Consider the following 23,286-nt stretch of genomic DNA (forward strand, 5'->3'; position numbering starts at 1 on the left):
ATGAGCAAGAGCACCTGTTGATGAGGGTGATGATTGTGCTGTAAAAGTCCGGTATCGGGTTTTCACTGCATCAGTCGTTCGAATGTGTTGCCACATTCTCACCTTTACACAAAAATACTGAATCACTGATTCAGTAGCAATTTTTGTGTCCCCATCGTCTAGAGGCCTAGGACACTGCCCTTTCACGGCTGTAACAGGGGTTCGAATCCCCTTGGGGACGCCAATCCGATAATGTGTGAAAGACATTATCAACCGGTTCTTTATGAACTAAAAAATAACTTAAAGATGACTTTAACGAGTCGTGTTTAAGATATTGCTCTTTAACAATCTGGAACAAGCTGAAAATTGAAACAATACAGCTGAAACTTATCTCTCCGTAGAGTGACTGAGATAAGGAGTAGCCTGTATTAGAGTCTCTCAAATAATCGCAACGCAAGGGTCTGCAAAGACACCTTCGGGTTGTGAGGTTAAGCGACTAAGCGTACACGGTGGATGCCTAGGCAGTCAGAGGCGATGAAGGGCGTGCTAATCTGCGAAAAGCGTCGGTAAGCTGATATGAAGCGTTACAACCGACGATACCCGAATGGGGAAACCCAGTGCAATTCGTTGCACTATTGCATGGTGAATACATAGCCATGCAAGGCGAACCGGGGGAACTGAAACATCTAAGTACCCCGAGGAAAAGAAATCAACCGAGATTCCCCCAGTAGCGGCGAGCGAACGGGGAAGAGCCCAGAGTCTGAATCAGTTTATGTGTTAGTGGAAGCGTCTGGAAAGTCGCACGGTACAGGGTGATAGTCCCGTACACAAAAATGCATATTCTGTGAACTCGATGAGTAGGGCGGGACACGTGACATCCTGTCTGAATATGGGGGGACCATCCTCCAAGGCTAAATACTCCTGACTGACCGATAGTGAACCAGTACCGTGAGGGAAAGGCGAAAAGAACCCCGGCGAGGGGAGTGAAATAGAACCTGAAACCGTGTACGTACAAGCAGTGGGAGCACCTTCGTGGTGTGACTGCGTACCTTTTGTATAATGGGTCAGCGACTTATATTTTGTAGCAAGGTTAACCGAATAGGGGAGCCGTAGGGAAACCGAGTCTTAACTGGGCGTCTAGTTGCAAGGTATAGACCCGAAACCCGGTGATCTAGCCATGGGCAGGTTGAAGGTTGGGTAACACTAACTGGAGGACCGAACCGACTAATGTTGAAAAATTAGCGGATGACTTGTGGCTGGGGGTGAAAGGCCAATCAAACCGGGAGATAGCTGGTTCTCCCCGAAAGCTATTTAGGTAGCGCCTCGTGAACTCATCTTCGGGGGTAGAGCACTGTTTCGGCTAGGGGGTCATCCCGACTTACCAAACCGATGCAAACTCCGAATACCGAAGAATGTTATCACGGGAGACACACGGCGGGTGCTAACGTCCGTCGTGAAGAGGGAAACAACCCAGACCGCCAGCTAAGGTCCCAAAGTCATGGTTAAGTGGGAAACGATGTGGGAAGGCACAGACAGCCAGGATGTTGGCTTAGAAGCAGCCATCATTTAAAGAAAGCGTAATAGCTCACTGGTCGAGTCGGCCTGCGCGGAAGATGTAACGGGGCTAAACCATGCACCGAAGCTGCGGCAGCGACACTTAGGTGTTGTTGGGTAGGGGAGCGTTCTGTAAGCCGTTGAAGGTGACCTGTGAGGGTTGCTGGAGGTATCAGAAGTGCGAATGCTGACATAAGTAACGATAATGCGGGTGAAAAACCCGCACGCCGGAAGACCAAGGGTTCCTGTCCAACGTTAATCGGGGCAGGGTGAGTCGACCCCTAAGGCGAGGCTGAAAAGCGTAGTCGATGGGAAACAGGTTAATATTCCTGTACTTGGTGTTACTGCGAAGGGGGGACGGAGAAGGCTAGGCTATCCGGGCGACGGTTGTCCCGGTTTAAGCATGTAGGCGGAGTGACCAGGTAAATCCGGTTGCTTATCAACGCTGAGGTGTGATGACGAGCCACTACGGTGGTGAAGTAGTTGATGCCAAGCTTCCAGGAAAAGCCTCTAAGCATCAGGTAACATTAAATCGTACCCCAAACCGACACAGGTGGTCAGGTAGAGAATACTCAGGCGCTTGAGAGAACTCGGGTGAAGGAACTAGGCAAAATGGTGCCGTAACTTCGGGAGAAGGCACGCTGGCGGTAGGTGAAGAGACTTGCTCTCGGAGCTGAAGCCAGTCGCAGATACCAGCTGGCTGCAACTGTTTAATAAAAACACAGCACTGTGCAAACACGAAAGTGGACGTATACGGTGTGACGCCTGCCCGGTGCTGGAAGGTTAATTGATGGGGTCAGCCGCAAGGCGAAGCTCTTGATCGAAGCCCCAGTAAACGGCGGCCGTAACTATAACGGTCCTAAGGTAGCGAAATTCCTTGTCGGGTAAGTTCCGACCTGCACGAATGGCGTAATGATGGCCAGGCTGTCTCCACCCGAGACTCAGTGAAATTGAACTCGCTGTGAAGATGCAGTGTACCCGCGGCAAGACGGAAAGACCCCGTGAACCTTTACTATAGCTTGACACTGAACATTGAGCCTTGATGTGTAGGATAGGTGGGAGGCATTGAAGTGTGGACGCCAGTCTGCATGGAGCCAACCTTGAAATACCACCCTTTAATGTTTGATGTTCTAACTCGGCCCCGTAATCCGGGGTGAGGACAGTGTCTGGTGGGTAGTTTGACTGGGGCGGTCTCCTCCCAAAGAGTAACGGAGGAGCACGAAGGTTAGCTAATCACGGTCGGACATCGTGAGGTTAGTGCAAAGGCATAAGCTAGCTTGACTGCGAGAGTGACGGCTCGAGCAGGTACGAAAGTAGGTCTTAGTGATCCGGTGGTTCTGAATGGAAGGGCCATCGCTCAACGGATAAAAGGTACTCCGGGGATAACAGGCTGATACCGCCCAAGAGTTCATATCGACGGCGGTGTTTGGCACCTCGATGTCGGCTCATCACATCCTGGGGCTGAAGTAGGTCCCAAGGGTATGGCTGTTCGCCATTTAAAGTGGTACGCGAGCTGGGTTTAGAACGTCGTGAGACAGTTCGGTCCCTATCTGCCGTGGGCGTTGGAAGATTGAGAGGGGCTGCTCCTAGTACGAGAGGACCGGAGTGGACGAATCACTGGTGTTCGGGTTGTCATGCCAATGGCATTGCCCGGTAGCTAAATTCGGAAGAGATAACCGCTGAAAGCATCTAAGCGGGAAACTTGCCTCGAGATGAGTCTTCCCTGGGGCTTTAAGCCCCCTGAAGGAACGTTAAAGACTATGACGTTGATAGGCTGGGTGTGTAAGTGCAGCGATGCATTGAGCTAACCAGTACTAATGATCCGTGAGGCTTAACCTTACAACACCAAAGGTGTTTTGGTGGTTTGAGAGAGAGATTTTCAGCGAAGTTCCGAGATTGGGCTGACTGGCTGCACGATATATTATAGTGAAGCGGGTGAGTTAAAACAGAATTTGCCTGGCGGCCATAGCGCGGTGGTCCCACCTGATCCCATGCCGAACTCAGAAGTGAAACGCCGTAGCGCCGATGGTAGTGTGGGGTCTCCCCATGCGAGAGTAGGACACTGCCAGGCATCAAACACGAGTTATCAGAGTGACATCTGGTAACTGACAAAATCGCCAGAAGCGGTTTTGCACAGCGCGGAGCGCTGGCCCTGTAAGGGGTAAGTATCGGGAAGATACACGTAAAAGAATCGGTGGAGCGGTAGTTCAGTTGGTTAGAATACCTGCCTGTCACGCAGGGGGTCGCGGGTTCGAGCCCCGTCCGTTCCGCCACTTATTTAAATTATGCCTGCTTATGTTAGCAGGCATAATGTTAAGCGCAATTTAGGGGCGTAGCTCAGTTGGTAGAGCACCGGTCTCCAAAACCGGGTGTCGCGAGTTCGAGTCTCTCCGCCCCTGCCATATAAATAACCCTTCGCGAAAGCGAGGGGTTTTTTTATGTCCAAAATCAAAGCCTATGCACGGTATTTGGTCATCGTCATGACTTCATGTTTTACTAGATAGCTGCTGAAGGGTTATTCAGCTCGATTATAAAGCGATTCATCACCTGTCAGCTGCTCCAAATTAGTGAACAGAAACATGAGCCTTCAATTTTTCGTCCATAATCACACCTGTTTCTGATGCTTAATCAAACAGTTGAAATTAGCTAATGACACTAATTTCTGTGTAGGTACTAAAATTGTCGTTTCGGCTGGGAGTCATGACTCCCACACTATTTTTACTCCTTCTTTTCAGCGCTGTAATGGCTGCTACTCTTCTATTTTTGTCTTATATCTCCCAATTGTTTTGGTTAATCCAGCAAATAGCCTCTGTGTGAGCGCTCCACTTATTGATCCTATTTCTTCTTTAGCCACCACAAAACTTAAGAAGGTAACGTTCCCAATGTATACCTATTTGGCTGAATTTATGTACAAAACGATTGTTATTCTGTGGTGTGACGTTGCTCATTATTACTTTTACAAAATGTACTAAAACTAATTAACATTTTAGCTATCGGGAAGCTCACCTTAAAAAATATTATCTGTTTTTCGAACGACATTATCTGCAAATTGGCCGAACTTCAGGGCAGTTAATAACCTGAATGATTATCTGAACTGTTCTGCGGAATGGGAATGAATCAACGGCCCGACGATGGCAAGTGAGGAGAATAAATATGTACAGGCGTTTACTGTTAGCAGCTGCTGTAACAACGGCAATGTGTAGTGCAGTCCAGGCGGCTCCGTTAGTCGTGGGTTTCTCTCAAATAGGTTCAGAATCTGGTTGGCGCTCTGCGGAAACTAAGGTTTCTAAACAAGAAGCGGAAAAACGCGGGATAACATTAAAAATAGCGGATGCTCAACAAAAACAAGAAAACCAAATAAAAGCAGTGAGATCCTTTATCGCTCAGGGTGTTGATGCCATTTTTATTGCGCCAGTGGTTGCAACGGGTTGGACACCAGTATTACAGGAAGCGAAAGAGGCCAAAATCCCGGTATTCCTGCTCGACCGTATGATTGAAGTCAATGACCCTTCTTTATACACAGCAGCCGTAGCTTCAGATAGCGTTTATGAAGGTAAGGTTGCGGGTGAGTGGCTCTTGAAGGATGTGGCAGGCAAGCCTTGTAATGTCGTTGAACTGCAAGGCACCGTGGGTTCTAGCGTGGCCATTAACCGTAAAAAAGGTTTCGCTGATGGGATAGCTTCAGCACCTAACGTGAAAATTATCCGCTCTCAATCCGGGGATTTCACGCGCAGTAAGGGTAAAGAAGTGATGGAGAGCTTCATCAAGGCGGAGCAAAACGGCAAGAATATCTGCGCTGTTTATGCGCATAACGATGACATGGCGATTGGTGCCATTCAAGCCATTAAAGAAGCGGGCCTGAAACCCGGTACAGAAATCAAAATCGTCTCTATCGACGGTGTACCTGACATCTTTAAAGCAATGAGTAGCGGCGAAGCAAACGCTACCGTCGAGTTAACGCCAAATATGGCGGGTCCGGCTTTCGACGCATTAATTGCACTGAAGAAAGACGGGACTCAACCGCCTAAATTTATCCAGACAGAATCTCGCCTGCTACAGCCTGACACGGCCAAACAGGAGTATGAATCTAAGAAAAGCCTAGGTTATTGATTCAAAGGCGGGGCTTGCTCCGCCTACTTTCGTCACCTGTATTTGGGCAATATCTGAGTCGTTTTTGAGCATAGGTACATCTGATGGAAACACTGCTAGAAGTCCGCGGCTTGTCGGTTGAATTTCCGGGTGTTAAGGCATTGGACTCTGTCGATTTTTCTCTGCATCGCGGTGAAGTTGTCGCCTTGTTGGGGGAGAATGGTGCAGGGAAATCGACATTAATCAAAGCATTAACTGGGGTCTATAAGCGCAGCGCCGGTGAGGTCTATTTGGACGGTAAGGCTATTTGTCCAATTGATACGGCTGATGCTCAAAAAATGGGGATTGGTACTGTTTATCAAGAAGTTAACTTACTGCCCAACATATCGGTTGCGGCTAATCTCTTTATTGGCCGGGAGCCATTACGCTGGGGAATGATTGATCACCGGACGATGAACCGGCAGGCGGAGAAGCTACTGACCGGTTATGGCTTAGCATTAGATGTGCAGCAGCCTTTAGCGAACTTTTCTATTGCGATACAACAAATTGTCGCGATTGCCCGCGCCGTTGATCTCTCAGCAAAAGTTCTGATTTTGGATGAACCGACGGCCAGTTTGGACGCCAAAGAAGTCAGTATGTTACTGGATATTTTACGTCAGTTACGAGACCAAGGCATCGGCATGGTATTCGTGACCCATTTCCTCGATCAGGTCTATCGGATCAGTGATCGCATCACCGTTTTTCGTAATGGCAAACTCGTCGGCACGAAAACTGCCGCAGAACTTCCCCGCATTGAGTTGGTACAGATGATGCTGGGCCACAGTTTTGATGAGCAATTACTGAAACGCGGTGAACATAATATTACGGCAAGTAACCCATTGGTTGAGTTTAAAAACTATGGTCGACGGGGTGTGGTTGAAAGTTTTGACTTATCGGTTTCTCCTGGTGAAATTGTTGGTCTGGCGGGCTTATTAGGCTCAGGACGTACCGAAACCGCACAGCTAATTTTCGGTGTCACCACACCGGATACCGGCGAAGCCAAAATTCAGGGCAAGCCGGTCAAAATCAGAACCCCCCGGAAAGCATCAAAATTTGGTTTTGGCTATTGTCCGGAAGATCGCAAAACGGATGGCATTGTCGGCGCGGCAACGGTTCGGGAAAATATTATCCTGGCATTACAGGCCCAACGGGGCTGGTTGCGGCCCATCTCAATGCGGGAACAAACTCAAATCGCTGAGGAGTTCATTCAGCAGTTGGGTATTCGCACCCCCGGCCCCGAGCAACAAATTCAATATCTCTCCGGCGGAAATCAGCAAAAGGTGTTATTAGCCCGTTGGCTCGCCACAAAACCGCGATTTTTAATTTTGGATGAGCCAACACGCGGAATTGATGTAGGGGCACATGCTGAGATTATTCGACTGATTGAGAAGCTGTGTGACGAAGGGTTGGCACTGTTAATTATCTCATCCGAGTTAGAAGAGTTAGCGGGATATGCCGATCGCGTCATTGTGCTGCGTGACCGCCGGCATATTGCTCAGCTTGAGCACAGTGAGATTTCCGTTCCTGCCATTATGCAGGCGATTGCGGTGTAATAAGGAGTTACCTCATGGTAAATAGGAGCCTATCGATGCCGCAACGACCGCGCAAAGTTAACTGGGTCTTACCGAAAGGTGCCACTCAATTTGGCGCTCTGGCGGTCATTTTATTAATTGATAGTTTGGTCGCTCCACACTTTTTCTCGATCCACATTCAGGATGGGCGACTGTTTGGCAGTGTCATTGATATCTTGAATCGAGGCGCGCCTGTTGCCTTATTGGCTCTGGGAATGACATTAGTGATTGCCACTGGCGGCATAGACCTATCTGTCGGGGCGGTGATGGCGATTGCTGGGGCGACAGCAGCGACATTAACCAGTGCGGGGCATCCTTTACCGACCGTATTAGCCGCCGCGCTGGCAGTTGGCGCGTTATGCGGATTATGGAACGGCTTCTTGGTGGCGGTATTACAAATTCAACCCATTGTTGCCACCTTGATGTTAATGGTGGCCGGACGCGGCATCGCCCAACTGATTACAGAAGGGCAAATTGTTACTTTTGATAGTGGTGGTTTGGCGAAGTTAGGCAGCAGTACGTTGATGTACTTGCCGATGTCCGTGGTCATCGCATTGAGTATGCTGATTATTGTGTGGTTATTGACCCGCAAAACAGCACTGGGGCTATTTATTGAGTCAGTGGGCATTAACTTACGTTCAGCGCGGAATGCGGGGGTGAGTACTCGGTTGGTGCTCATTGCGGTGTATGTGATCTGTGGTGTCTGTGCCGCCGTTGCGGGCATTATCGTGACCGCAGATATCCGTGGTGCAGATGCGAACAATGCTGGTTTATGGCTGGAGTTGGATGCAATTCTGGCGGTGGTTATTGGTGGCGCATCCTTGATGGGGGGGCGTTTTAACCTTCTGCTCTCGGTGATCGGCGCTTTGATTATTCAGGGGATGAATACTGGGATCTTACTCTCCGGTTATCAGCCGGAATTTAACTTAGTGCTTAAAGCCATTGTGGTCTTAGCTGTCTTGGTGGTGCAGTCACCAATGATCTCATTTAGCCATATCTTCCGGAGGCGAAAGTAATGTTAAAGCGTAATATTCCTTTGCTGATTACTATTGCCGTTTTTATTCTGGGATATGCTTTTTGTCTCAGCCAGTTTCCCAGCTTTTCATCCACCCGCGTATGGTGTGATTTACTGACGGATAATGCCTTTCTGGGCATTGTTGCCGTGGGTATGACCTTCGTTATTTTATCGGGTGGGATCGATTTATCCGTTGGTTCAGTCATTGCTTTTACCGGCGTGCTGTTGGCAAAGTTAATCGGGACTTATGGTATTCATCCGGTATATGCCTTCGCCATAGTCTTATTTATGGGGGCGATGTTTGGTGCATTGATGGGATGGATTATCGACTCCCTGAAACTTCCGGCGTTCATCATCACTTTGGCGGGGATGTTCTTTGTGCGAGGCATGAGTTTTATCGTGTCTGAAGAGTCTATTCCCATTAATCACCCGATCTATGCCACGCTGGCGAACTATGCTTGGAAAGTCCCCGGAGGGGGGCGATTTACATTACTCGCCTTCATCATGCTAATGGTGGTGGTATTTGGGGTCTTACTGGCCCACCGTACCCGTTTTGGTCATAACGTCTATGCGATAGGGGGGAACAGTGTTTCCGCTGCGCTGATGGGCGTTCCCGTCAGAAAAACCACCATTAAAATCTATATGTTATCGAGCACCCTCGCCGCATTGTCGGGCATTGTTTTCTCGCTTTACACCTCCGCAGGTTATGCCTTGGCGGCCAGTGGTGTCGAGTTAGATGCTATTGCTGCCGTCGTTATCGGCGGCACATTACTCACCGGGGGGATCGGAACTGTCTTCGGCACCCTGTTTGGAGTGTTGATTCAGGGGCTGATACAGAGTTACATCACTTTCGATGGCACGCTCAGCTCATGGTGGACCAAGATTGTCATCGGAATCTTGCTATTTAGCTTTATTGCGATTCAGAAGATGATGAGTGCCTTTTATTTGAATCGCCGAGCTCGCCCTAAGTCACCACCACTTAATCCGGTATAGCGCTCTGGGTGGCGTTATTCATAGGGGTTTTTAATAGTTGTCGGATCAAGGGTTGTTGGTCACTGTTTTGCAACCAAACGGCATACAGTGGCCGTACGATTGCGGGTATATCAGCATTAAGTACCAATTGAGGGTACTCTTTTTGCCAATGTTCCGGCAAGAATGCGCAACCCCCGGTGGTTTCCAATAGCTGCCGGGTTAAATGGGCCGAGGTGGTGGTTAATACCGGCGACTGCTCACTGTTGAGTAGTCGATTCTCTTGCAACTGAAAATCAGCTCCCCACTCAAGTTTGATATAGGGCGCTTCATTTGCATTTTCATGCTCATTCTCGACGTCATTTTCTTTCGACGAATCAGGGGCTATAGACGAAAAAAGTCGCAGCGAAAAATGCCCTAACAGCTGGCTGGCTAACTCGTCCATTTTCGGTGGTTCGGTGGTCATCAGCAAATCCAGTTGCCGTTCGTGCAACTGTTTCACCAGCGATTGCCGAAGGGCAATACGTGCCTCAAGGCGCAATGAGCCTCGCTGTTGGTACAATTGTTGCAACCAGGGGGTGAGGTAAGCCTCCCAAAGCGACGCGGTTGCACCAATAGACAATTCAGTATGTTGCAGCGAGTGTGCCACCTCTTTTTTAGCCAGTTGCCAGGTGCTCATCAGTGTTTCAGCATAGGGAACCAGCCGCTCACCTGCCGGTGTTAGACGAATATTATTGCGATGACGAGTGAATAAATTTGCACCTAATTGATTTTCCAACTGACGGATACGAAAACTTACCGCCGACTGCGTTAAGTACAAAGATTCAGCAGCACGACCAAAGTGGCGAGTTCTACTGACTTCCAAAAAGGTTTTCAGTAATTCAGTATCCACACCTATCTCCAATTTTTTTTATCGTTAAGATTTAAATGTTTTGTTTTACACGCTGTCAAGCCTATCTAATACTCCGCGCCATAAACAGCACGACCATGAGAGAATTAGGAGCGTGTCAGATGGCGGATAGCTTCATCACGACCAATCGTTTTTTTGATAATAAACATTATCCTCGCGGGTTCTCGCGTCACGGCGATTTCACCATTAAAGAGGCGCAATTGCTAGAGCGCCATGGTTACGCTTTTAACGAACTCGACCTTGGCAAGCGCGAGCCTGCAACGGAAGAAGAACAGCAGTTTGTGGCTGTTTGTCGCGGCGAACGTGAACCAGTCAGTGCCGAGGAAAAAGTCTGGTCAAAATATGTGACCCGGACTCGTCGTCCTAAACGCTTCCATACGTTGTCAGGCGGTAAGCCGCAGATGGATGCGGTGGAAGATTATACTGATAGCGACGACTAATCCCCTTCGTCCTTGAAGCCGCAGGGTTGTTAGCCGCGCTCACGCACCCGAATCACTTACTTGGGTAAGCTCATCGGGATTTGTTTGCTTGCTGCCTACCTGCGACTCCAATGACTTTGGGTATACTCTCCGTTTTCGAAGCCGCAGGGTTGTTAGCCGCGCTCACGCACCCGAATCACTTACTTGGGTAAGCTCATCGGGATTTGTTTGCTTGCTGCCTACCTGCGACTCCAATGACTTTGGGTATACTCTCTGTTTTCGAAGCCGCAGGGTGTAAGTGCGGTGATGAATAATAGGGGGTTTTTGCTCCCTATTCACATTAGGCTCTTATGTAGCTGCAACAGCAATCGATCCATACAACGATAGCTTAGCGCTTCTGAAAGATGACTTTTTTGGATGCTATTTTCCTGAGCCAGATCCGCGATGGTACGTGCGACTTTCAAAATATGGTGCCAGGCGCGCACCGACAACCCCAATGTCAACAGAACCTGTTCCAGAAAGGCGGCGTTCTCCGGTGCTAAATAGCAATGTTCAGCAACTTCTTGGCTGCTCAGTTGGGTATTTATCTTTCCAGCCCTATCTAGCTGCCTTTGCCTCGCCTGTAACACTCGCAGCCTAACCGTTTCACTACTCTCCCCCTGATTTTTCTGTGCCCCGAGCATACCTGCGGGGAGCAATGGGACTTCAATTGAGAGATCAAATCTATCCAGAAACGGGCCAGACAGTTTTGCCAGATAGCGCAAAATTTGTTGTGGTGGCGTTCGGTTATGAATGCCCTGATAATGGCCGCTGGGGCTGGGATTCATCGCGGCTATCAGTTGCACTTTCGCGGGAAAACATACTTTGGCTGCTGCGCGGGAAATAATGATCTCGCCTGACTCCAGCGGCTCACGTAGTGAGTCCAGTACCCGCCGCTCAAATTCTGGCAGTTCATCCAGAAACAGCACCCCATTGTGGGCCAGCGATACCTCACCCGGACGGGGAATGGAGCCGCCACCAATCAGTGCCGCCATGGATGCGCTGTGATGGGGGGCGCGAAAAGCGCGGTGACGCCACTGGGCGGGGAGTTCGTTACTGTGCAGCAGGCCGTTGATGGCGGCAGCCTCCAGCGCTTCTTGATCGGTGAGCGGCGGCAGTAATCCGGTCAGCCGATTGGCCAGCATAGTTTTACCGGTTCCCGGTGGCCCAAGCAGCAGTAAGTTATGGCCGCCAGCTGCGGCGATCTCCAAAGCGCGCTTAGCCTGTGATTGGCCGATGATATCTTGCAGGTCGAGGTTGTTATCCCAAGATGGGGTCGGCTCAAGGGGGTGGCCCTGAGCGAGGCTGTTTTCACCCTGCAAAAAACCACACACCGCCAATAGGTGTTCAGCAACCCAGCTGTTACCTTGTGGGATCAAACCTATCTCAAGATGATTGGCGGTCGGGAGGATTAGCTGTCGCTGGGCCTCACGACTGGCGAGTGCTGCCGGAATTGCGCCGCTAACCCGCCTTAGCGCTCCTGACAGGGCGAGTTCACCCAAGAACTCATAGTGCGCTAATTTATCTGTAGGAATCTGTTCTGACGCCGCCAGTATCGCTAATGCGATAGGCAGATCATAACGACCCCCCTCTTTTGGTAAGTCTGCCGGTGCCAGACTGACAGTGATCCGCTTCGCGGGAAAGTTAAAACCGCTGTTGATTAATGCGCTTCGAACCCTATCCCGTGCCTCTTTTACCGTGGTTTCTGGTAAGCCGACCAAGACTAATCCCGGTAGCCCATTGCTGATATGGACTTCTACCGTGACATTGGGAGCCTGAATGCCCAGCGTGGCACGAGTGTGAATGGTTGCCAGTGACATAATGCACTCCTTTGCTGTAATTGTTGCAAGCAAGATAGTGCCTCGGGGATTTTTTCTGTGCGCAGGAAAATGGTGGGTTTGCGAAATATCGCGAGAAATTTCGCTGTAACTGCTGCACTAAAATTAAAAATTGCAGCTCGGCCCGCAAAAAAAACCCAGTATGCTAATGTGGGTTTTACTGGTTGATAAATAATACGTTTGTGGCGTTTCGTGTGTGGACTCACAAAATAATAATTTAAATAAATATTGTCAGATAACCAATAACTGTGATAACTCTGTAGGTATTCGTTCGACACTAGATAGATGAACAACCTAATTATGAAAGCGATTGTCCAAGTGATTAACCTAGTCCTAATTAGCGTGGTGGTGATTATTATCCCACCGTGCGGGGCTGCACTTGGACGAAGAAAGGCATAAAAATCAAGCCTTAATCTCAAGAGAACCCCCGCACCGAAAGGTCCGGGGGTTTTTTTATTGGCACGTTAAAGACGCGAGGAACATAAAATGCACAACAGAATAAAATCCTGTGCCTCCCGCAAAAGTTCGGGGGAATAACTATGAATGGTGCTCAGTGGGTGGTTCAGGCGTTGCGTGCGCAGGGTGTTGATACGGTATTCGGCTACCCGGGTGGTGCGATTATGCCAGTGTATGACGCTCTGTATGATGGTGGTGTTGAGCATCTGCTCTGCCGCCATGAGCAGGGCGCGGCGATCGCCGCCATTGGTTATGCCCGAGCAACCGGCAAAGTGGGGGTGTGTATCGCCACTTCCGGCCCTGGGGCCACGAATCTGATCACCGGTTTGGCTGATGCGTTGCTGGACTCTGTACCGGTTATCGCGATCACCGGTCAGGTGGGTTCTGCGCTCATCGGCACCGATGCTTTTCAAGAGATTGACGTACTGGGCTTATCACTGGCCTGCACCAAACACAGTTTCCTCGTTGAATCACTGGATGCGCTGCCGGGTATCATGGCTGAAGCTTTTGCCATCGCCACCAGTGGCCGCCCTGGCCCGGTTTTAATTGATATTCCGAAAGATATTCAGTTGGCCGTGGGTGAGTTGACCCCGCATTTGATGCCAGTTGAAGAGCACTTGGTTGATTCTGCCGCTGAGCTGCAACAAGCCTGGGATATGCTGGCGACCGCGAAAAAGCCGATGCTGTATGTTGGTGGTGGCGTCGGAATGGCACAGGCGGTTCCTGCGCTGCGTGCTTTTATTCAGGCCACAGGTATACCTGCGGTGGCGACCCTGAAAGGCTTGGGCGCACCAGATACTGAGCACCCTTGCTATCTGGGGATGCTGGGAATGCATGGCACCAAAGCCGCGAACTTTGCCGTACAGGATTGTGATTTATTGATCGCAGTTGGCGCCCGTTTTGATGACCGCGTAACTGGAAAATTGAATACATTCGCCCCGAAAGCAAAAGTTATTCATATGGATATTGATCCGGCTGAGCTGGGTAAATTGCGTCAGGTTCACGTGGCATTGCAGGGCGATTTGAAGGTGTTACTGCCCGCCTTACAACAGCCGTTGAATATCCAACCGTGGCGCGATGAGGTGATGGCGTTAAAACAGCAACATAGCTGGCGTTATGACCACCCAGGGCAGGCCATTTATGCTCCGCTGTTGCTAAAGCAGATCTCTGAGCGTAAAGCGCCGGAAACCGTGGTGACCACTGATGTGGGTCAGCATCAAATGTGGACGGCGCAACATATGAACTTTACCCGTCCTGAGAATTTCATCACCTCCAGCGGCCTTGGCACCATGGGCTTTGGCGTTCCGGCGGCGGTTGGCGCACAGATGGCCCGCCCTGATGATATGGTTATCTGTGTCTCCGGCGATGGTTCGTTTATGATGAATGTTCAGGAGTTGGGCACCATAAAACGAAAACAGTTGCCGCTGAAGATAGTATTGTTGGATAACCAGCGGTTGGGGATGGTTCGACAGTGGCAGCAGCTGTTTTTTGATGGACGTTATAGCGAAACCAATCTCTCTGATAACCCCGATTTCATCACTCTGGCCAGTGCTTTTAATATCCCCGGCCAACGTATCACCCGAAAAGACCAAGTCGAAGCCGCACTGGATGCGCTGTTTAACAGCGAAGGCCCTTATTTGCTCCAGGTTTCTATCGACGAACTCGAAAACGTTTGGCCGTTAGTGCCGCCAGGCGCAGGTAATGAAACCATGCTGGAGAAAGTCTCATGATACAACATCAACTCTCTATTCAAGCCCGCTTCCGCCCTGAGATGTTAGAGCGCGTATTGCGGGTTGTGCGGCACCGCGGTTTTCAGGTTTGTGCTATGAATATGTCACCAATGATTAATGCTGAGAATATTAATATTGAATTGACCGTTGCCAGCGGGCGACCTGTCGATTTACTGTCTTCTCAGCTAAGTAAGCTTATGGATGTCGCCTGCGTCGAGATCCTACAACCTAATTCATTACAGATACGCGCCTGATGCGCCACAAGGAAAGAAAAGAATGACGAAGAAAGCTGATTTTATTTGGTTTAACGGTGAAATGGTTCCGTGGGCAGAGGCCAAAGTTCACGTAATGTCTCACGCGTTACACTACGGCACGTCAGTCTTCGAAGGTGTTCGTTGCTACGACTCCCATAAAGGGCCAGTGGTTTTCCGTCACCGCGAACACATGCAGCGTTTACATGACTCAGCCAAAATTTACCGTATGCCCGTTTCTCAGTCGGTTGATGAGCTGATGGAAGCTTGCCGCGAGACACTGCGTACCAATAATTTGACCAGCGCCTATATCCGCCCATTGGTATTTATCGGTGATGTTGGCATGGGGGTGAATCCGCCAGATGGCTATAAGACGGATGTGATTATCGCGGCATTCCCATGGGGTGCATATCTTGGCCCGGAAGCGCTGGAGCAAGGCATTGATGCCATGGTCTCCTCGTGGAACCGTGTTGCACCTAACACCATCCCGACGGCCGCAAAAGCTGGCGGTAACTACCTCTCCTCCTTGCTGGTGGGCAGTGAAGCACGCCGCCATGGCTATCAGGAAGGGATTGCACTGGATATCCACGGTTTCCTATCTGAAGGTGCCGGTGAGAACCTGTTTGAAGTGAAAGATGGCATCCTGTTCACGCCACCATTTACCTCTTCCGCACTGCCGGGTATCACCCGCGACGCCATTATCAAATTGGCGAAAGATATGGGGCTGGAAGTGCGTGAGCAAGTGTTGTCACGTGAGTCTCTCTATCTGGCGGATGAAGTGTTTATGTCAGGTACGGCGGCAGAGATCACGCCAGTACGCAGTGTTGATGGCATTCAGGTCGGTATTGGTAAACGTGGCCCGATCACGGCAAAAATCCAGCAAGCATTCTTCGGCCTATTCACTGGCGAAACCGAAGACAAATGGGGTTGGTTGGATCAGGTTTACCCAGAGTCATCATCTAAATAGTCAGTAGCAGATAAGTCGCCAGTAAATAATTAATCGTCAGTAGCAGAAAGCCGCAGGTGGTTCGTTCGCCACCTGCAATGCAGCCTGTGATTTACCCTATAACAATCATTTACCACTTAACAATCATTTGCCACCTAACAATCATTTTTCATTTGCAACACCGACTTGATGTGCAAAATAAAAAACGCGGAGTAAAGAGACAATGCCTAAGTACCGTTCCCATACCACCACCCATGGCCGTAATATGGCCGGCGCCCGCGCACTGTGGCGCGCTACCGGTATGACCGATGATGACTTCGGCAAACCGATTATTGCTGTGGTTAACTCATTTACCCAGTTTGTCCCGGGCCACGTTCATTTGCGCGATTTAGGTAAACTGGTCGCGGAGCAAATTGAAGCTTCTGGCGGTGTGGCGAAGGAGTTCAACACCATTGCGGTGGATGATGGGATCGCCATGGGTCACGGCGGCATGCTCTACTCTCTGCCTTCGCGCGAATTGATCGCTGACTCAGTTGAGTACATGGTTAATGCCCACTGCGCAGATGCCATGGTCTGTATCTCTAACTGCGACAAAATTACCCCAGGGATGCTGATGGCCTCTCTGCGACTGAATATCCCGGTGATCTTTGTGTCCGGTGGGCCGATGGAGGCGGGGAAAACCAAGCTGTCAGACCAAATTATCAAGCTGGATCTGGTGGATGCCATGATTCAGGGCGCTAACCCCAATGTCAGCGATGCCGACAGTGAGCAGATTGAGCGCTCAGCTTGCCCAACCTGCGGCTCCTGCTCCGGGATGTTTACCGCCAACTCGATGAACTGCCTGAATGAGGCGCTGGGCCTGGCCTTGCCGGGTAACGGCTCACTGCTGGCAACTCACGCTGACCGTAAACAGCTGTTCCTGGATGCCGGTAAGCATATCGTTGAGCTGACTAAACGTTATTACGAGCAAGATGATGTCACCGCCTTGCCGCGTAGTATCGCCAACAAAGCGGCATTTGAAAACGCCATGACGCTGGATATCGCCATGGGCGGCTCAACCAATACCGTGTTGCATTTACTGGCTGCGGCGCAGGAGGGGGATGTTGATTTCGATATTAGCGATATTGACCGTCTATCTCGCCAGGTGCCCCATCTGTGCAAAGTTGCGCCGAGCACCCAGAAATACCATATGGAAGATGTACACCGTGCGGGTGGGGTGATGGGGATTTTAGGCGAGCTGGATCGCGCTAACCTACTGAACCGTGAAGTGAAAAACGTCTTGGGGCTGAATTTGACGCAAACGTTGTCAGCCTATGACGTGATGCTGACCCAAGACGAGGGCGTGAAGCAGATGTATGCCGCCGGCCCGGCCGGTATCCGCACCACCAAAGCCTTCTCGCAGAATTGCCGTTTCCCATCACTGGATACCGACCGCGAAGAGGGCTGTATCCGCACTCGTGAACATGCCTACAGTCAAGATGGTGGTTTGGCGGTGTTGTACGGCAATATTGCCGAAAACGGCAGCATTGTTAAAACTGCCGGCGTGGATAAAGAGAGTCTGGTCTTCCGTGGCCCGGCCAAAGTGTATGAGAGTCAGGATGATGCGGTAGCAGCTATTCTCGGCGGCAAAGTGGTTGCCGGTGATGTGGTGGTGATTCGCTACGAAGGGCCGAAAGGCGGGCCGGGGATGCAGGAGATGCTCTACCCGACCACTTACCTGAAATCTATGGGCTTGGGCAAGAGCTGCGCCTTGCTGACGGATGGCCGCTTCTCGGGCGGCACCTCAGGTCTGTCGATTGGTCACGTCTCACCAGAGGCGGCTAGTGGTGGCCTGATTGGTTTGGTGCAGAATGGCGATTTCATCAATATTGATATTCCGAACCGTGGCATCGTATTGGATGTGAGTGAGTCTGAACTGGCTGCCCGTCGTGAAACTGAAGAGGCCCGTGGCGCTGCTGCATGGTCACCGAAAGCCCGCGAACGTCAGGTTTCTTATGCACTGCGCGCTTATGCCCTATTGGCAACCAGCGCTGACAAAGGTGCGGTGCGCGATAAAAGTAAGCTGGGAGGCTAATCCCCATGGCGGTATCACAACCCTTATCCGCTGCCCCCTGTGGGGCAGAGTACCTGCGTGCGATACTTCGTGCGCCGGTGTATGAGGTGGCGCAAGTCACCCCGCTGCAAGTGATGGAAAAGATCTCCTCCCGCTTGGGCAATACCATTTTGGTCAAACGTGAAGATCGTCAGCCGGTACATAGTTTTAAGCTGCGTGGCGCTTACGCGATGCTGGCGAGTCTGACAGAAGCGCAGAAAGCCTGTGGTGTGATAACCGCGTCTGCGGGTAATCATGCGCAGGGGGTGGCTCTGTCGGCCAGTAAGCTAGGCATTAAGGCGCTGATTGTGATGCCAGTAGCCACCGCTGACATCAAAGTTGATGCGGTGCGTGGTTTTGGTGGCGAGGTGCTGCTGTTTGGTGCCAATTTCGATGAAGCCAAAGGCAAAGCTATCACGCTCTCCCAACAGCAGGGCTATACCTTTATTCCCCCTTTTGACCACCCAGCGGTGATTGCCGGGCAGGGAACACTGGCTATGGAGTTGCTCCAGCAAGATGCGCATCTTGACCGGATATTTGTGCCGGTCGGCGGTGGCGGGCTGGTGGCGGGTGTTGCGGTGCTTATCAAGCAACTGATGCCGCAGATTAAAGTGATTGGGGTTGAGGCGGAAGATTCAGCCTGTTTACGTGCCGCGCTAGATGCGGGCCAGCCGGTGGATCTGGCTCGTGTCGGTCTGTTTGCCGAAGGGGTGGCGGTGAAACGCATTGGCGATGAGCCTTTCCGCCTGTGCCAGGAGTATCTGGACGAGGTGATCACGGTCGACAGTGATGCTATCTGTGCTGCGGTCAAAGACATTTTTGAAGATGTGCGCGCCATTGCCGAACCTTCTGGCGCGCTGGCGTTGGCGGGGCTGAAAAAATATGTGCAGCAGCACAATATTCAAGGCGAGCGTCTGGCTCATGTGCTCTCCGGTGCGAACGTCAACTTCCACGGTTTACGTTATGTATCAGAACGTTGTGAGCTAGGTGAGCAGCGCGAAGCCTTGCTGGCGGTCACTATTCCAGAGCAAAAAGGCAGTTTCTTGCGTTTCTGTGAGTTGCTGGGGGGCCGTTCGGTGACGGAGTTTAACTACCGTTATGCGGATGCGGATAATGCCTGCATTTTTGTCGGGGTCCGTTTGACCCGCGGCTATGCTGAGCGGGCTGAGATCTTGTCCGAGTTGCAGGATAAGGGCTATCAGGTCGTGGATCTCTCTGATGATGAGATGGCCAAGCTCCATGTGCGCTATATGGTGGGGGGCCGGCCATCCAAGCCGCTACGTGAGCGGCTGTACAGTTTTGAATTCCCTGAATCACCGGGGGCTTTGCTGAAATTCCTGCATACACTCGGCACACACTGGAATATCTCACTGTTCCACTACCGCAGCCACGGCACCGATTTTGGCCGAGTATTGGCGGGGTTTGAGCTATCGGCATCTGAACCGCAATTTGAGCAGCACCTGGCCGCATTGGGCTACGACTGCCATGATGAAACCAATAACCCGGCATTTAAATTTTTCCTCGCCGGCTAAACAAAGCCATCAGGATCGTGCCCCTATCTAATGATAGATAGGGGCACGATCCACCTTATTAAAATGAAGGCAGTAAATAATTAAAATAGAGGCAATAAATATTAATTTTCTTGATATCAGTTATTATTAAAAATCACATCTAATAAATCGCCCGCCAATAAATAGCCCCAAAACCTTAATGACCTTAATTTCATTTTACTTCATTGCTGGTTATTGAGTAATGGTGGTTTTGTGTTATTTATTTCAGTGCTCTGTACGAGTAACAGCAATACTGATTATATAGAGAGGTCATTTATGTCTATGATAAACAATCAAACTGGAAGTATTAACCCTGAGAGTAATTCAACGCTACCTAATGAGGGAGGGGTTGTTAAAGTGAATCAGCATCATTTAGAAAAAACTTTATCTGATGTGGCAAAAATAATAACAGATAAGAGCGCTGCTAACCAATGTTCTGGTTCTTATCAAGAGAATAGCGATGGTACTTTCCACTCATATTCTACCGAAGCAGCGAATGCTGAAGGGATTAATAACGTCAAAATCTATGTTGAAGCAGAATACAGCGCCGATAATATTGTTGGCTATACGGTCAAGTTTACGGAGTTTGATGCTGCAGGAAATATATTGGGCAACGTAGAGAGTAAACTGGATGCTGATGGAACAACAATAGATCACCATAAAGTGGATGACGGAATGCTCAATGATACTGTTACTGATCCTTTAATAGGAAAAGAATTCTCATTGGTTGAATCAATACATAGCTTCCCACTCGGTAGTGTCGATATAGTGACAAACGATATCATGGCAGTGACAACTTTGGCGGGTGCTGCATTCGCGGGTACAATAATTGCTGGCGTATTTTAATGAGACTGCGGCATCCTGAAAGCTTTGCTGCTGACTTATCAATAAACCTCAGATCCAAAGATGTTAATTAACGGCTCAGTGAGCCGTTTTTTATCTCACCAACTCACCCCATCTTAACTCCTCAATCAATGATACCTAAATATAATGAAATAACTGTGTATTTATTATTTTACTTATTTTTCATATTATTTTGTTTATTTCCTTATGGTATCCCATGTCATTAGATATTTATAGATAGAATCATTAGCATCTAACTGCAATGAGTTACGCTTTGTTTATATGACATGGCGATATTAGTTTACTCACTGCACCATTAGATAAAACATATTCAAAAATCACTGAAATTTAATAAATAATATAGGTATCCATATGAATAATAAAAATATCCATGACTATCATGCTACTGACGATAATAATATTAATTTAGAAAAGCAGGCTGGTAAAAGGTATAAAGATAAAAATGGAGATCAATTGACAGATAAGTATGATAACAATGAAAATTTAATTTGGCGTGAACGGTTAGTTTGTAATAAGAAAGGAGAAATAACTTCAAAGGTCATTACAAACTTCAGTCATAACGAAAAAGGGAGTATAATTAAGCATCATGATGCGACTTATAACGCCGCTGGTGAGTTAATTGAGTGCGAGGAGCGTCTTAATATGGGGCAAGGTAAATCTGCCAAGACTAAAAAATTAAGTACGAATATTTAGGGGGAATGATTTCAAAAGTTGAAGAGATATTGGATTCCAGTAAGCGCTTGCTGAGTAAGGTTGTACAGCGTGTTGATATTTATGGGAATGTGTTGTTGAGAGAGGAATATGATAAAAATAATAAAGTAATTAAAGAAATAGAGTCTAAAACTAACCGTGATTACAAAATCACTGGTTGTACGGAAAAACATTATAGTGGTGAGGGGGAATTAACGAGCAGAGTGGAGATGACTAAATTTAGTTATGGCAATGCCTCTGTTTATTATGAGGAGTTAACCTTTGATAGTCATGGTGATATTATTGGAGTCGCCAGTATTAGCAAAAAATTTGATGATAATGGAAATGTACTTAGCCAACAGAAAGAAATATATGACAATAAAGAAGAATTAGAAGATGGTAACTTCAGTAAGGAAATTGAAGAGGAGTTTGATGCTAAAGGCAATCTAATTTACCGTGATGAAACTAGTGCTGATGGTTGTGAAAATACGATTATACGTCAAGAGTTTGATTCTTTTGGTGAGTTAATATCAAAGGTTAAAGAAGAGATAAAACGCCAAAATGGTCAAATGTATTCCCATAATAAAGATCTTTATGGTGCTAATGACATCATTATTAGTGCAGTTGAGATATGGCAGAATTTCGATAAAACTAGCGGTAAATTGACGGACAGAACTGAAACCACATATTCGTATGACCCTCAAGGTAATACTATCGGCAGTGTAAAAACAGTTGAAAAATTTGCTACTGATGGTGAGCAAACGTCAAGTGTGACAGAGAACTATGATGCCTATGGAGAGAAAATAGAGGTAGAGCCAATTGAATTACTGCCAGAAGCCGTTAATAATCCCCTTTCTGAACAGTTAGCGCCGACAATTAACAATAATAGCGATGTAAATATCTTTGAATCCTATGATCCAAAGTACAGTGATAAGGGTGAATTAATCAGCTCTCGTCGCGTAACAACAGTTAGCGATAATACTCGAGTTATCGTTGAGTGCACATACCAAAATGGAGAGGTAGCATCAGAAATTAAAACAACAGAAGACATGACTGGAAAAGTATTGAATGAATTATCTAAAACATTTAATTCTGATGGAGAGGAAACTTCCTATTCCAGACGTGAGTATAATGCTAGCGGAAAAATGATTGCTAACTTCAATCAATTCTCTAGATTTGGAGGGAAATCAGATCAACTGATAAGTGCGATGAATGGTTTTGGCACCAATAGGGGGGTTGCGGCCCCTGCTGATAAGATTCTTATGCCAACTATCAATTCGAGTATGCTCGTTGCCCCGCTATAAATTATTACCCAGGCTGCCATGGGCGGACTAAGCATTACAGTAGTCGCCAAAAGGCGTCAATTAGCGGCTCATTGAGCCGCTTTTTGGTGACGCAAACCCCCAATTCAAACGGCTCCACCAGTGAGACATCATCCAGCAGGGAGATACGGTTGCGCACCGGTTCTGGGCTATTATCCACCACCACTGACGGGATCAGCGCCACGCCACAGCCTAGTGCAACCATTGACACAATCGCTTCATGGCCGGAAACCGTAGCGTAAATCAATGGGTTAGTGATTCGTTGGCGGCGAAACCATAAATCAATGCGTTTTCGCGATGGGCCGTGCTCCGGTAAAATAAAGGGAATGGTGGCCCAATCAGGCTGTTCGACCGACACCTGCGAGCGCACCGCGCAAGGGAGGGCGGGGGCAATCAGCACCAACGGAATTTCCCCAATTTGGGTAAAAGCCACACTGCTGGGCAGCACTTCAGGGCGGCCCGCAATCCCCAAATCAGCTTCATTGGACTGCACCTTATCGACCGCATCGGCAGCATCACCGGTGGTGAGCTTGATTTCAACCAGCGGATGGCGGGCACGGAAGCGATCCAGAATCGGCGGCAGATGGCTATAAGCGGCGGTGACTGAGCAAAATAGCCGCAGTTCGCCACTCAGTGATGGCCCGTGTTGGCCTAAGGCATGGCGCAATTGCTGATATTGCAGCAAGGTCTGCTGCGCAAAGGATTTCAGTTGGGTGCCAGCATCGGTCAGTTGCACGGTACGATTATCACGTAAAAAAAGTGGCTGGCCGATGGTCTCTTCCAACCGCTGGATCTGGCGTGAAAGGGTGGATGGACTGACGTGCATGGCTTTGGCGGTGCGGCCAAAATGGCGACTTTCAGCCAAATGTAGGAATAATTTTAGGTCACGTAAATCCATCACAGACAGCCTCTTGGGTGAGAATATCCATTGTATTGCATCAGAAATAGTCTGTATTGCAGAAT

Annotated in this window: 17 protein-coding genes, 3 tRNA genes and 2 rRNA genes; 19 read left to right on the forward strand and 3 right to left on the reverse strand. The window is 49.0% G+C overall.

From position 1 onward, the window contains the following. The first annotated feature begins 147 nt into the window (after nt 1–147). The 9 genes from HRK25_RS06960 (at nt 148) to yjfF (ending at nt 9,240) form a co-directional block, all read left to right on the forward strand. Nucleotides 148–223: transfer RNA gene (locus HRK25_RS06960), tRNA-Glu, on the forward strand. Nucleotides 224–465: 242 nt separating this feature from the next. Then, nucleotides 466–3,372 (forward strand): 23S ribosomal RNA (locus HRK25_RS06965). 116 nt (nt 3,373–3,488) lie between these two features. After that, nucleotides 3,489–3,604, forward strand: a 5S ribosomal RNA gene (gene rrf, locus HRK25_RS06970). 125 nt (nt 3,605–3,729) lie between these two features. Beyond that, nucleotides 3,730–3,806, forward strand: a tRNA-Asp gene (locus HRK25_RS06975). 53 nt (nt 3,807–3,859) lie between these two features. After that, nucleotides 3,860–3,935: transfer RNA gene (locus HRK25_RS06980), tRNA-Trp, on the forward strand. Between the two features lie 751 nt (nt 3,936–4,686). Beyond that, on the forward strand, nt 4,687–5,643 hold the full coding sequence (ytfQ, locus tag HRK25_RS06985; RefSeq protein WP_032899125.1) for a galactofuranose ABC transporter, galactofuranose-binding protein YtfQ: 957 nt from the start codon (nt 4,687–4,689) through the stop codon (nt 5,641–5,643). 83 nt (nt 5,644–5,726) lie between these two features. After that, nucleotides 5,727–7,214, forward strand: a complete 1,488-nt coding sequence (gene ytfR / locus HRK25_RS06990; protein ID WP_005279706.1) for a galactofuranose ABC transporter, ATP-binding protein YtfR — start codon at nt 5,727–5,729, stop codon at nt 7,212–7,214. A gap of 35 nt (nt 7,215–7,249) precedes the next feature. Continuing rightward, entirely contained in the window at nt 7,250–8,248 is a 999-nt protein-coding gene (gene ytfT, locus HRK25_RS06995) for a galactofuranose ABC transporter, ATP-binding protein YtfT (protein WP_005279708.1), read from the forward strand. Beyond that, nucleotides 8,248–9,240, forward strand: coding sequence for a galactofuranose ABC transporter, permease protein YjfF (gene yjfF, locus HRK25_RS07000; RefSeq protein ID WP_032899126.1), 993 nt, complete (start codon nt 8,248–8,250; stop codon nt 9,238–9,240). The genes ytfT and yjfF overlap by 1 nt, the downstream gene beginning before the upstream one ends. Here yjfF and hdfR read toward each other — a convergent pair. Next, entirely contained in the window at nt 9,227–10,108 is an 882-nt protein-coding gene (hdfR, locus tag HRK25_RS07005; protein ID WP_032899127.1) for an HTH-type transcriptional regulator HdfR, read from the reverse strand. The two genes, yjfF and hdfR, sit on opposite strands and share 14 nt — an antisense overlap. A 119-nt stretch (nt 10,109–10,227) precedes the next feature. Here hdfR and HRK25_RS07010 point away from each other — a divergent pair, with 119 nt between their 5' ends. Beyond that, the gene (locus HRK25_RS07010) at nt 10,228–10,566 is read left to right on the forward strand and encodes a MaoP family protein (RefSeq protein WP_005279710.1); all 339 of its coding nucleotides are present in this window, start codon (nt 10,228–10,230) and stop codon (nt 10,564–10,566) included. A 314-nt stretch (nt 10,567–10,880) separates the two neighbouring features. Here HRK25_RS07010 and HRK25_RS07015 read toward each other — a convergent pair whose 3' ends face one another. Beyond that, nucleotides 10,881–12,404 carry a YifB family Mg chelatase-like AAA ATPase gene (locus HRK25_RS07015; protein ID WP_005279319.1) on the reverse strand — a complete coding sequence of 508 codons (1,524 nt, stop codon included), beginning with the start codon at nt 12,402–12,404 and terminating at the stop codon, nt 10,881–10,883. Nucleotides 12,405–12,722: 318 nt separating this feature from the next. Here HRK25_RS07015 and ilvL point away from each other — a divergent pair, with 318 nt between their 5' ends. The 9 genes from ilvL to HRK25_RS07060 all read left to right on the forward strand — a co-directional run bounded on the left by ilvL (nt 12,723) and on the right by HRK25_RS07060 (nt 22,305). Next, on the forward strand, nt 12,723–12,821 hold the full coding sequence (ilvL, locus tag HRK25_RS07020) for an ilv operon leader peptide (protein ID WP_071822504.1): 99 nt from the start codon (nt 12,723–12,725) through the stop codon (nt 12,819–12,821). A gap of 140 nt (nt 12,822–12,961) precedes the next feature. Then, a complete protein-coding gene (gene ilvG, locus HRK25_RS07025; protein ID WP_005279320.1) occupies nt 12,962–14,608 on the forward strand; it encodes an acetolactate synthase 2 catalytic subunit in 1,647 nt (548 codons plus the stop codon). Further along, complete coding sequence (gene ilvM, locus HRK25_RS07030; protein ID WP_032899018.1) at nt 14,605–14,862, forward strand: acetolactate synthase 2 small subunit; 258 nt, start codon at nt 14,605–14,607, stop codon at nt 14,860–14,862. Before ilvG ends, ilvM begins: the two co-directional genes overlap by 4 nt. Nucleotides 14,863–14,884: 22 nt before the next feature. Next, complete coding sequence (locus tag HRK25_RS07035; RefSeq protein ID WP_005279322.1) at nt 14,885–15,826, forward strand: branched-chain amino acid transaminase; 942 nt, start codon at nt 14,885–14,887, stop codon at nt 15,824–15,826. 202 nt (nt 15,827–16,028) lie between these two features. Next, on the forward strand, nt 16,029–17,879 hold the full coding sequence (ilvD, locus tag HRK25_RS07040; protein WP_005279323.1) for a dihydroxy-acid dehydratase: 1,851 nt from the start codon (nt 16,029–16,031) through the stop codon (nt 17,877–17,879). Nucleotides 17,880–17,884: 5 nt separating this feature from the next. After that, a complete protein-coding gene (gene ilvA, locus HRK25_RS07045) occupies nt 17,885–19,429 on the forward strand; it encodes a threonine ammonia-lyase, biosynthetic (protein WP_005279324.1) in 1,545 nt (514 codons plus the stop codon). Nucleotides 19,430–19,723: 294 nt separating this feature from the next. Continuing rightward, on the forward strand, nt 19,724–20,293 hold the full coding sequence (locus HRK25_RS07050) for a hypothetical protein (protein WP_032899020.1): 570 nt from the start codon (nt 19,724–19,726) through the stop codon (nt 20,291–20,293). A 369-nt stretch (nt 20,294–20,662) separates the two neighbouring features. Further along, the gene (locus HRK25_RS07055; RefSeq protein ID WP_173361762.1) at nt 20,663–21,004 is read left to right on the forward strand and encodes a hypothetical protein; all 342 of its coding nucleotides are present in this window, start codon (nt 20,663–20,665) and stop codon (nt 21,002–21,004) included. A gap of 5 nt (nt 21,005–21,009) precedes the next feature. After that, complete coding sequence (locus HRK25_RS07060; RefSeq protein WP_173361763.1) at nt 21,010–22,305, forward strand: hypothetical protein; 1,296 nt, start codon at nt 21,010–21,012, stop codon at nt 22,303–22,305. Between the two features lie 34 nt (nt 22,306–22,339). Here HRK25_RS07060 and ilvY read toward each other — a convergent pair whose 3' ends face one another. Next, entirely contained in the window at nt 22,340–23,221 is an 882-nt protein-coding gene (gene ilvY / locus HRK25_RS07065) for an HTH-type transcriptional activator IlvY (RefSeq protein ID WP_005279327.1), read from the reverse strand. Between the last annotated feature and the right edge of the window lie 65 nt (nt 23,222–23,286).

Origin of the sequence: Yersinia bercovieri ATCC 43970 (assembly GCF_013282745.1) — a bacterium.
Taxonomy (GTDB): domain Bacteria; phylum Pseudomonadota; class Gammaproteobacteria; order Enterobacterales; family Enterobacteriaceae; genus Yersinia; species Yersinia bercovieri.